Annotated in this window: 7 protein-coding genes; all 7 read left to right on the forward strand. The window is 45.2% G+C overall.

Going from position 1 to position 11,858, the window contains the following annotated elements:
- The first annotated feature begins 7 nt into the window (after positions 1-7).
- The 7 genes from BW961_RS15445 (at position 8) to BW961_RS15475 (ending at position 11,845) form a co-directional block, all read left to right on the forward strand.
- Positions 8-1,216 carry a pyridoxal phosphate-dependent aminotransferase gene (locus BW961_RS15445; protein ID WP_068579263.1) on the forward strand — a complete coding sequence of 403 codons (1,209 nt, stop codon included), beginning with the start codon at positions 8-10 and terminating at the stop codon, positions 1,214-1,216.
- Between the two features lie 37 nt (positions 1,217-1,253).
- A complete protein-coding gene (locus BW961_RS15450; RefSeq protein WP_068579266.1) occupies positions 1,254-3,278 on the forward strand; it encodes a non-ribosomal peptide synthetase in 2,025 nt (674 codons plus the stop codon).
- 4 nt (positions 3,279-3,282) lie between these two features.
- On the forward strand, positions 3,283-7,287 hold the full coding sequence (locus BW961_RS15455; RefSeq protein ID WP_068579269.1) for a type I polyketide synthase: 4,005 nt from the start codon (positions 3,283-3,285) through the stop codon (positions 7,285-7,287).
- A 79-nt stretch (positions 7,288-7,366) separates the two neighbouring features.
- On the forward strand, positions 7,367-9,001 hold the full coding sequence (locus BW961_RS15460) for a carbamoyltransferase N-terminal domain-containing protein (protein ID WP_068579272.1): 1,635 nt from the start codon (positions 7,367-7,369) through the stop codon (positions 8,999-9,001).
- 46 nt (positions 9,002-9,047) lie between these two features.
- Complete coding sequence (gene fabD / locus BW961_RS15465) at positions 9,048-10,298, forward strand: ACP S-malonyltransferase (protein ID WP_068579275.1); 1,251 nt, start codon at positions 9,048-9,050, stop codon at positions 10,296-10,298.
- 132 nt (positions 10,299-10,430) lie between these two features.
- Positions 10,431-11,444: a fatty acid desaturase family protein gene (locus BW961_RS15470; RefSeq protein WP_244555970.1), complete on the forward strand. Its 1,014-nt coding sequence runs from the start codon at positions 10,431-10,433 to the stop codon at positions 11,442-11,444.
- 155 nt (positions 11,445-11,599) lie between these two features.
- Positions 11,600-11,845 carry an acyl carrier protein gene (locus BW961_RS15475; protein WP_068579278.1) on the forward strand — a complete coding sequence of 82 codons (246 nt, stop codon included), beginning with the start codon at positions 11,600-11,602 and terminating at the stop codon, positions 11,843-11,845.
- Positions 11,846-11,858 lie beyond the last annotated feature (13 nt).

Here is an 11,858-nt window from a genome sequence, read left to right on the forward strand (position 1 = left end):
TATTTATATGGAATTGAGATCAGAAATTGAATTTTTCAAAAATCGTTTTTTAATGTTTGTGCTGGATCAAATGGCTTACGAATATGAGAAAAATGGCTCGGGAGACGTTATTCGAATGACGTTGGGAAAATCGGAGCTGCCGTTGCATGACGAGATTACCGGAGCGATGAAGGATGCTCTGGATTCATTTGAAAAGAGTACACTCGTATTCCCGCAAGGACTGCCGGAACTCAGGGAAGCGCTAGCTGCAGAATACAAGAAAACGTACGATCTGGATATAAATTCGAACAATATTGTAATTAATGTAGGAACGAGCTCGCTGTTCAGAAATTTATTCTATTTGCTAGCGAAGGAGGGAGACGAGATCCTTTTGCCGCATCCTTATTATTCGCTCTATCATTTCTGCGCGCAGCTTGTCGGGGCCAAAGTTCGTTACTATAACATCAATACTGACACCTTGGCATTGGATATGAATTCTTTTAAAGAGAACTTTACGGATCGAACCAAAATCGTTGTGATAAACTCGCCAGGTAATCCACTGGGCAATATTTTAACGAAAGAGGATCTTTATGGTATCGATGAAATCATTAACGGGCGCGCCGTTGTCATAAATGACGAGATCTATGCCAATGTTTGCTTCGACGAGCGGAGCACGTCAGTATTGGAACTGAAAAATACAAAGTCTACCTTTATTACAACCAATGCTTTCTCAAAAGGCTACCGTATGTATAGCCGACGCGTAGGCTATTGCATCGCACCGGACGAGTTAGTGACGCCATTGACGGTTATGCAACACCACACGTTGCTTACTACGGATCCTGTCGTTCAGTTTGGTGCAATTGAAGCGCTGCAGCACGAAGAAGAAGTCAATATATTAGTTGAGCTATATAGAGGCAGAAGAAACTATACGGTCGAGTCTTTTGAGAAAGTTCCTCTTGTAAGGGCTATTCCGGCAGAGGGTAGCTTCTACCTGACGTTGGATTGCTCCAAATATATGGAAGAGCATAATATTTCTACAAGTCTTGAACTGGCAGAGTGTATTATGAGATCCAAGCAAGTTGCAACCGTACCGGGATCGGATTTTGGACTGCCGACTATGTTGCGCTTGTCCTATTCGAACAAACGGTATAACGAGGGGATCGACAGGCTGGTCGACTTCTTTACCGTCGAATCTGCCGTATCGACATCTTCAAAATTCGTCACAGTCAGGAAATAAAAATTTCTATAGAAAATTTGCAAAGTAGGTAATCGAAATGGAACTGAACCTTGACAATTTTGAAATTTTAACGCAAGAAGAGAAACGCGTTATTGCTGAAATGAACAACACCTACAAGGTGTATACGGAGAGGGGGACAATTCCCGAACTGTTTACGCGGCAAGCGTCTGTAGCTCCAGAACGGATTGCAATCAAAGATATGGATAGCAGCATGACTTATCGCGAGCTTGAGCAGGAGTCGAACCGTATTGCCCGAATTCTGAACCGTGCAGGTGTTGAGCCGGGCCAGTTGGTGGTAGTTATGACGGAAAGAGGAATGGGGCTCTTGACAGCTGTTTTCGGAGTATTGAAAGCGGGAGGAGCATACGTCCCTATCGATCCAAATTACCCGGAGAAACGAATTCGATATATGCTTCATGACAGCGCTTGTCGAGTACTGGTAACCGATTCCGCCAACCTGGAAGCTCTCATCGGTTTCTTACCCGAGACAGTTTCGGTAATTGTATGTCTAGATCATACTTCTATTCAGTCGGATCGTTACTTGGTTTACCAACGGGCAGATATCGAGTCGGAGGATAATGGGGCATGGACGTGTCTGGCCAGCGAGCAAAATCTTGCTTACGTTATTTATACCTCTGGGTCTACCGGGGAGCCGAAAGGGGTAACGATTTCTCACGAAGCGGTCTTAAATACTCTCTTTTGGCTTCAGGAGACGTTCCAATTAACGGAAACGGATGTGATAGCCCAGAAGACATCGGCTAGCTTCACTGACTCAGTGTGGGAATTTTTCTGGCCGCTGATATACGGTGCGAACATTTCCATAATTCGAAGTGAAACTGTTAAAGACCCTCGTAAGCTGTACGAACAGCTTCTGAAGGATGAAGTCTCGATCACGCAGTTTGTACCAGCACAGATGAGCCTCTTTTTGGATGAAGTCAAGGCCGAAATTTCGGGTGATCCGCTTCCGGCATTGAAATGGGTGTTCAACGGTGGCGAAGCGCTGCTCGTGAATATGGTCAGGGATTGGTTCGACACGTTTGGAAATGCGAAGATTGCTAACATATACGGTATGACTGAGTCGGCCATCTATGCAACAAACTTCGTAATCGAGAATAGGCCAGCGGAGGGCGTATTAAGAATCCCACTGGGGAGACCGATTTCCAATACGAGAGTTTTCATTCTTGATCATCAGGGCCAGCTTTGCCCTTTTAATGGGAAAGGAGAGATTTGCATTGGTGGAACAGGGCTTACGCAGGGATATTGGAATAAAGCCGATTTAAACGAGAAGGCTTTTACGAAGCATCCGGCGACAGGAGAAAACCTATACAGGACAGGGGACCTCGGACTATTGCGTTCGGACGGAGTACTCGAATATTTGGGACGGAAAGACGATCAGGTTCAAATTCGAGGGTTTCGCGTAGAGCTAAAAGAAGTTGAGCGGGCAGTGTCAGATTTCCATTTGGTCAAGGAGACGGCGGTTATTTCCGAGGAGGACTCATACGGGGTTAAGAGTCTCTTATGCTATTTTACCTCGAGTGAAATTGGGCTGGAAGTAAACGATTTGCTGGAATCGTTAAAGACGATTCTGCCGGATTATATGATTCCTTCTCATTTCATCGAATTGAACGAAATGCCGCTGACGTCCAACGGCAAAATTGATCGTAAAAACTTGCCTAAGATGGAGGGGCGCACGACACGAACCTTTGAATATGCAGCCCCTCGCAATGAGAAAGAGACAGTGATGGCACGCATATGGGCCAATATATTGAACAAAGATGAGAACGATATTGGTATACATGACAGCTTCTTCGAAATTGGGGGCACTTCGATTTCGATCGTTCGATTGCATCGCAGAATTAAACAGGAGCTGGGTCATGACGTAACGGTTGCCGATCTTTTCTCCTATCCTACCATCACAGCGTACTTTGATCATTTTGAGAATCGGAATAATGGCGATGATAAACTGGATCAGGATCTGATGAGTCTGCTGGATCAAATTGAGAGTGGATCCATCGATGTGTCTCAATCCATGAACGCACTGAATAGTCTTAAGGAGGGATAATGCAGTGAAGCTGGTTCAGAATTACTTATTAGCCCAGGTTGCAGCGAAAAATCTCTCTAAAATGGATGCTTTGCCGATGATAAAGGAACTTTTCGAGAATCAATCCAAAACGATTAAGGTTGACGATATTGCCATAATCGGAATGTCCTGCCGGTTTCCGGGTGCGAATGGAACGGATGAGTTTTGGAAAAACATGGCCAATGAAGTAGACTCGATTCGTGATTTTCCCGAGAACCGCAAACAGGATGTAGATCGTCCAATACGCGACTACTTTAAGGGAAAGCGTCATGCCCCTGACCTGAACTATCGTCGAGGTGCATATTTGGATCGCGTTGATCTTTTTGATGCTCAATTTTTTAATATTACGCCGGTAGAGGCGCGATGCATGGATCCTCTCCAGCGCATATTTCTTGAAGTCACGTGGGAAGCCATCGAGAATGCTGGATATTCCGAGAAAGAGCTCTACGGTTCCCGTACCGGGGTGTATGTCGGCGATACCGACGCTGACTACTTAAAGCTCATTCAAGAGATGGAGCCATATGCTTTACCTGGAAATACCCTATCTGTAATTGCGAGCCGGATTGCATATATGCTGAATCTCTCAAGCGGCAGCCACTTAATTGATACGGCTTGCTCGGCATCGCTAGCCGCCGTACACCATGCTATAAAAGGACTGATAACAGGCGATTGCGAGATGGCTATCGCAGGGGGCTTGAATCTCACCTTATTCCCGATTGACGAAGGGCTTGCAGATATCGGCATAGCATCTCCTGATTCAGTAGCACGTACTTTCGACGCTGCGGCTAACGGGACCGTATGGGGTGAGGGATGCGGCGTCATCATTCTAAAAACACTGGAGAAGGCAAAGAAAGACGGGGATTATATTCATGCCGTTATTAAGGGCAGCTCTATGAATTCCGATGGCAGATCCAATGGAATCACGGCACCAAGCGCATTGGCTCAAACCGAGCTGATCAAGGAGGCATGGCGCAACGCGGGAGTTCCACCCCACACCGTCACGTATTTTGAAGCTCACGGCACTGGAACCAGACTGGGAGATCCTATAGAGATCGAGGGCATTTCGAATGCCTTTAGAAGTTATACGGATGAGCGTCAATTTTGCGCGCTGGGGGCGGTGAAAACCAATATCGGGCATCTTGACACCGCTGCTGGTATCGCCGGGTTGATCAAATCTGTGCTCCTTTTGAAACATAAGCAGATACCTGCAACTTTGCATTTTAATGAACCGAATCCGCATATCGCTTTCATCGACTCACCGGTTTATGTAAATACGGAACTGATCCCTTGGGAGACGATGGAAGATACGCCTAGGCGGGCGGGTGTCAGCGCGTTCGGAATTGCCGGAACAAATTGCCACGTCATTCTGGAAGAATATGAGGATGTCGGCATTTCCCGGAGTCAGAAAGAACTGGAACCCGTGCCGCATCTGTTCACGCTGTCGGCGAAGAGCAAAGAATCGTTTATTCAATTGGTGGATTGCTACCGCACTTATTTAGCCGAAACGGACAGTTCGTTTACTGATATATGCTTTACGAGCAATTACGGCCGGGGGCACTATACATACCGTCTTGCTATTATCGTAACGAGTCTTGAGGAATTGCAAGCAAAGCTAGACATTTTCGGGAGTACGAGCGAAGCAGGTCGCGACAAATTGAAAGAGCAAGGCATCTATTATACTTTTTTGTCTAAAAGAGTCGAGAAACGCACTGTAGCCGATTCCGACTACAGTGTTAACACTGTAGTGAAAGAGTACATGCTCGGGAGTGAAATTAACTGGGAATATTTATATACAGCGGATCAGAGACGCCGGGTTCCTCTTCCGTTCTATCCGTTCTCGGGTAAACGTCACTGGTTCGATTATGTACCGGAACAGGAAGCGGTACAGGCAACGATAAGGGTGCAGGCATCTTCGCAGGCGATTGACAATTGGTTCTACCAGATGCAATGGGTACGGAAGCCGTTGGAACCGGTCGAACAGAGCCAGACCGTTGAAGGCCCTTGGTTGATTTTGGCCGACGATGAAGGAATTGCCGCGGCAATGAACGATCGGGCGAGTACGTTAGGTAAGGATTCGATTTTGGTCGAAGCCGCAGATGGTTTTGCTAAAGTTTCCGCTTTTCGGTATCGCATTAACCCGGCTTCGCCTGAGGATTACTTAACACTTGTAGCGGAGTTAGCCGACTGCGATTCGTTGCGGCATCTTCGCGGAATCATTCATTTGTGGACGTGCACGGACATTCGCAGCAGCCTGAGAAGCTTGCAAGATCTGCATGCTAGCCAGGAAAAAGGCGTGCTTAGTCTGTTCCATCTATTACATGCATTAAAGGTGTATGAGGTTCAACAGTCTCTTGATATAAAAATTGTCTCCAACTATGCGAACCTTGTAAATAAAGATGATACGTACATCTTCCCGGAAAAGGCTTCGCTATGGGGAATGATGAAAGTGGCGGCGCAAGAGTTTGCAGAGTACCGTTTTAGCAGCATAGATATCGAGACGATCGGACGGACAGCGGAAGAGTCGGCTTCGGAGGTTATGCGAGAATTGGCACCCGGCCAACATGCGGGTGATCAGGTAGTGGCATGGAGAAGCGATGTAAGGTATACGCAGCAGCTGGAAAGAGTAGAATTGTCCAAGCTTCCGCGTAAAGAAATTAAAGTGAGGGAAGAAGGGGTCTATCTTATTGCCGGTGGTGTTGGGGTTGTCGGGATGGAGACGTGCAAATATTTGGCCCGGCGAGTCGGCGTAACGTTTGTCATTATTCATCGCCTGCCGCTTCCGTCTCGAGAACAATGGGACGAGGTATTAAGGAATAACGATAATCCGCAGGCTGGGGAAAGAATTCGAAATCTATTGGCATTGGAAGAGTTAGGCTCGAAAGTTTGCTACTATGCAGCCGATATAACCGATGAAGTCGCTATGAGAAAAGTGATGAATGATGTGAAAGACAGGTTCGGACAGGTCCATGGAGTCATTAACGCTACCATGCATCTGGAGGAAGGACGTATTGAACAGCAGGACCGGACTGCGATTCTCCGGAATATGGAATCGAAAATCGCAGGAACATGGGTACTCAATGAAGTTACGAAAGACCAACAGTTGGATTTTGTATTATTGTTCTCTTCATTCGCTTCAGTTCTTGGCGGTGCTGGACTCAGCGGCTACGCTGCAGCCAACGCGTTTATGGACCAATATGTCCACTACCAAAGCCGTCGCGGGATTGAGATGACTGCCATCAATTGGTCCTTTTTTGAAATGGGTGCAACTTCTAATCAAATGTCGGATCACGAATTGTCGTTTCCGATTTCTCGAGACGAGTATGGGCTATTATTGGATCGGGTGTTTAAGTACCAAATGACGCAGGTCGCAATAGCAAATATTCGAATTGAACGGTTGGTTCAAGCGTTGTCGTTGTTAAATATTCAATTCTCCTCTTCGTTGACTCAGGAATGGATTGAACCGGTAAGCAGTCGCTTCGATGATGCCCCTTCGGGACAAATTCTTGAGTCCTATCAAGAACTGAAGAGAGTCATGCAATCTAACGAGGCGATTCATGACAGCTTGCAGCGCAACATTGAACTGGGAGCGAAATTTGTCGCTTTCGAAGAATTATTGTATGCGACTTTGGAGCCGCACAAAGAGATAGCTGAATCGAACATAAGAAAACAATTCGAGCTTAAGGTAACGCTGCACGGAGCTGAGGGCGATTCACCAACGGAACGTATTTTGGGACAAATATGGGGTGAGGTGCTCGGGCTGGAACATATTGATGTGCATACTGACTTTTTCGAGAGCGGAGATTCCTTGATGCTCATGAGCGTCGTGACCAAAATTAATGAGCGACTATCGGTTGATCTGCCTATTAATATCTTTTTCCAGGAACCGACCGTGCATGGATTGAGCCGATGGATCGATGAAGCAAAAGGAACGGTCTTTGAGGAGACTGACGACATGGACGACATCCCTCTCTTGCCGCGACATTTTGGATAAGTGAGATGCCGTGGCTATGATCTGGATCTTCTTCAAGGACGTGTAGCTCTATCAAATATAGGTAGGGAGTGGCGTAAGGATGTTATATTGTGGTATTAAATTGACACATGACGGCTGTATAGCAGTTATTGAGGACAATAGGCTCGTTTTCAGTCATGAAGTAGAGAAGTTCAACAATAATAAACGTTATAGTGAAATCCCGGATACAAACTTTATTACTGAAGTACTCGGCATGAACGGTTATGGGGTTTCGGACATTAATCTTTATAGCATTGACGGATGGGCGGGGTTAAAAGAGAGCGAAGTCAGAGTACGTTCCAACGGAACCGAGTTGAACGTGATCGTTGCCCCTTACCGGGAAGCTTCACTGTCTGCTGATTCACTAAAGACTTACGAGGGAAATGGCTTTATCATCGACGGACAATCGTTAGCATATACGAGCTATTTGCACTCGACGACACATATCTTCAGCACGTATTGTGCGAGTCCGTTTTCGGAGAAGAGTGATCCTTGCTATATGCTTGTATATGACGGTGGGATGTATCCCCGTCTCTATTATTTCGATCCCGCTCAAGGCAAGCTCGAGAATTTAGGTCCTTTGTTCATGTTTATGGGAAATATCTACTCGTTGTTCTCGCTGCATTTTAAACCATTTTTTAACGAGGGCTCAGGCCCACGGGTAGATGACCTATCGGTTGCAGGGAAGGTAATGGCGTATATTGCGCTTGGACAAGTACGGGAAGATTTAATTCAAATGTTTGGACGTGTTTATGAAAAACATTTTTCACCTTCACTGGAGTTTAGCTGGACATTTTCTCAAGAGGTACAACGACAAGTTACCGAACAAGGAATCCCACATGCCGATGTATTAGCATCCTTTCACCAATATCTCGAACGGATGCTGGTCAACTGTCTAAACGAGAGAATTCGCAAGCACGGACGAAAGAGCCGGTATTTTGGTTTTGTTGGCGGATGCTCGCTGAATATTAAATGGAATAGTGCGATTCGGAACAGCGGTTTGTTTGATGAGATGTTTGTTTCCCCATTCACGAATGATACGGGGACGGCAATTGGGGTGGCGTGCTGCGAGAGATATAAGCAAACCGGCAAAGTTCGCCTCGACTGGTCCGTGTACAGCGGACCTGCCATAGTGAAGAATGAGCCGGCGGAGGGTTGGAGCAGCAGGAACTGCTCCATTCATGAATTAGCTTCGCTACTTCATGTTACCCAAGATCCTGTCGTTTTTTTGAGCGGAAACGCTGAGCTGGGGCCGCGGGCTTTAGGAAATCGAAGCATCCTCGCCGCTGCTGTACAGCCCCAAATGAAAGACCGGATGAACGAAATTAAGTGTAGGGAAGGCTACCGGCCAGTCTCTCCAATCTGTTTGGAGAAACGTGCATCGATGATATTTTCGCCGGGTACACGCGACCCTTATATGTTGTTTGACCACAAGCTTCGTGATGAATGGGCCGAACGAATTCCTGCCATTCGCCATCTGGATGGTACGGCCCGGCTTCAAACGGTCGGCCCGAACGATAACGAGCGAATATATGAGCTTCTTCAAGAATATGAGCGCTTGAGTGGCATTCCGGTATTATGCAATACGAGCGCAAATACATTAGGCAGTGGATTTTTTCCAGACGTACGTTCTGCTACGGAATGGAATGGTACTAAGTATGTTTGGTGTGATGAAACGCTTTACGAAAAACGGTAATGGTTCTTTATAAGGTTGCGGATTATTATTTGGGGAGTGTGTATACATGAGTAAAGTTGGATTGTTGTTCCCGGGTCAGGGTTCGCAATATATCGGGATGGGCAAAAGTTTATACGAACAATATGCGGTTGCTAGGGAAACGTTCGAGGAGGCCAACGAAGTACTGGAGTTTAATCTGTCATCCCTTTGTTTTGAAGGTGCGATGGACGAGTTGACTATGACCTTCAATGCCCAACCAGCAATTTTGACCGCTAGTGTGGCAGCCTTTCGCGTGTTGCTGCAGGAACTCCGATTAACTCCGACCTTTGCGGCGGGGCACAGCCTTGGAGAGTTTTCAGCACTTACATGCACAGGAGCCATCAAGTTTGAGGATGCGCTACGAATTGTCCGCAAACGCGGATTGCTTATGCAAGATGCAGTCGTTTCCAATGAAGGGGCCATGCTGGCAATCATCGGCCTTAGCGATCTGGAAGTTGAAGCGGTCTGTGAAGAGGTGTCCACCGGCTATGGATCCATGGTAGTCGTTGCCAATTATAACTCTCACGATCAAATCGTTGTGTCAGGACACACTGCAGCAGTGGACATCGTCAAGGAAAAGCTCAGTGCCAAAGGCGTGAAGACGATAGCCCTGAAGGTTAGCGCGCCGTTCCATACGCCGCTAATGTATTCAGCGTTCGCCGGGCTGCGTGATGAACTGGAGAGCTGCTCGTATGGCAAATTTGCATATCCTGTTATTTCTAATGTAACGGCTACGCCGTATTCTGATTCGAACTACATTGTCTCCAATTTGACGACCCAGCTATTCAAGCCGGTCCAATGGCATAATAGTATTCAATACATGCTGAACCAAGGCGTACATTCCTTTATTGAAGTTGGACCAAAAAAAGTGTTGAAAAACCTGCTAACGGGTTATTCCAAAGTCCATCAGTCCGTGTCTTTCGAACATCCATTTGAAATCGGAGCTATTCGTGAAGCAGGCATAGAGAGCCATCCGGACGGGATGGGTCTTATTTCCAAATGCATTGCTGTTGCAGTCTCGACTCAAAATCGGAATTGGGATAATGAGCATTATGAGACGGGCGTTGTGATTCCCTATAACAAACTTGTGGACTTAAGGGATCAGTTGATTCAGTCGAATACAGAACCGACAATCGATCAATTGCAGTTCGCTCTAGATATGCTTAGGTCGATACTAGAGACCAAATTGACAACGAAAGAACTTCAGCGGGAGCGATTCAATCAAATACTCACCAATACGTGTACACACGAGCTTTTCCCTTTATTCGAAGTATCCTGATGCTAGTCTCGGAGAGAGTAAATAAGGGAAGATTCGTAAATATGCAATCATGTCTCTACTAATTTTCATTGCCTCGTCTATTTCGAATATATAAGTTGAAATCTCAAATGATTGAGAATTGGAGGAATAATTGTGGACATCAATCACAATGTCAGTACACCGCGGGTATTAGAAAAACATCGTTTTTCGTCTGAAATTATCCAAAAAATTCGCTTGTTGCAGCAAAAAAATAACTGGTACAATATTTTTGCCATAGCACTTGATTGGCTGATTATTTTCTCGCTTATCATGATATATTATTACATATTTACGACTATATGGATGTATATTATCGCTATTATTATTATTGGGAGTCGCATGCGTGGCTTAGACATCATGATGCATGAATCCAGCCATAACATACTTTTTAAAAACCGTAAACTTAACAAGTGGGTTGCATGTTTGTTCTGTGCATTTCCGATCATGATTTCCTATAGCGCATACTGTAAAGGACATATGACTCACCATAAGTATCTATGGAGCGAAGAGGACCCAGACTTGATTCGATATCGAATATTCGGTCTAGATCAGCCCCCGAAAAACCGCATGGAATTTTTCTTACGCCATCTTATAAAACCGTTGTTCCTTTTTCATGTCCCACGTTACATTCTTGGGATGATTAAAGTAACGATGTACTCTAAAGATGAACTGCGTTTTGATGGAATTATTCGCAACTTATACTATTTGCTTATAATAGCGAGTTCCATTGTATTCGGGTTTTGGCAAGAACTCATTTTATTTTGGGTTGTTCCGTTCTTGACGACGCTGCAAATCATTAAATACTGGGCTGAAATGGCAGAACATGCAGGTCTGGAGAATGAGCAGGAAATTTTCGCAACTAGAAACTCATTTGGCAACTGGTTTGAAAGAGTTATTATCCATCCTCACCAAAACTCTTACCATCTGGTCCACCATTTGTTCCCTGCTGTTCCTCATTACAATATTAGGAAGGTTCATTTGGTTTTAATGGATGATTTTGAATATCAAAAAGCTCATCATTGTGCAGGATTTTTTAAGTCATTAGTACCAGGCTTCTCTTCAGTTATTGACGACGTACAAGGACGATTGCCATTTTGGAATCATAAGAACAAGCCGCCTGTAAAATAAAATCCATAATAGCGTGATACCTATTTACAAACCAAAATCAGGGGAGGTCTATGTGTTTGTGCATAGCCTTCTCATAAATCCGGGTGTAACGGATCCAGCTAGTCAAGCCGGATCCGACGTATTTAGCTATGCACTAAACATACTGGGGGAACAGAATGATAAATCAAATTAAGGCAGATGTAGTACGAATTATAAAGGAATTGTTGGAGCTTCCTGAAGATATAATGTTGGATAATCGGATAACAGACAATGGGGTAAATTCAATTATTTTTATTAAGTTAATTGTTGCACTAGAATCCGCTTATGAAATTGAAATCCCTGATGAATTCCTAGTAATGGAAAAGTTTGAAACGATAGATGATTTTGTGAACTGCATTGCCAGTATAAGAAAAAGTAGTTGAATTGTAATCATAA

The sequence above is a fragment of the Paenibacillus macquariensis genome (assembly GCF_900156375.1).
Classification (GTDB): domain Bacteria; phylum Bacillota; class Bacilli; order Paenibacillales; family Paenibacillaceae; genus Paenibacillus_AQ; species Paenibacillus_AQ macquariensis.

What these genes read in the sequence shown, in the direction of transcription:
- BW961_RS15475 (WP_068579278.1), top strand. Translation starts at nt 11,600, where the DNA reads ATGATAAATCAAATTAAGGCAGATGTAGTACGAATTATAAAGGAATTG.
- BW961_RS15445 (WP_068579263.1), top strand. Translation starts at nt 8, where the DNA reads ATGGAATTGAGATCAGAAATTGAATTTTTCAAAAATCGTTTTTTAATG.
- BW961_RS15460 (WP_068579272.1), top strand. Translation starts at nt 7,367, where the DNA reads ATGTTATATTGTGGTATTAAATTGACACATGACGGCTGTATAGCAGTT.
- BW961_RS15450 (WP_068579266.1), top strand. Translation starts at nt 1,254, where the DNA reads ATGGAACTGAACCTTGACAATTTTGAAATTTTAACGCAAGAAGAGAAA.
- fabD (WP_068579275.1), top strand. Translation starts at nt 9,048, where the DNA reads ATGAGTAAAGTTGGATTGTTGTTCCCGGGTCAGGGTTCGCAATATATC.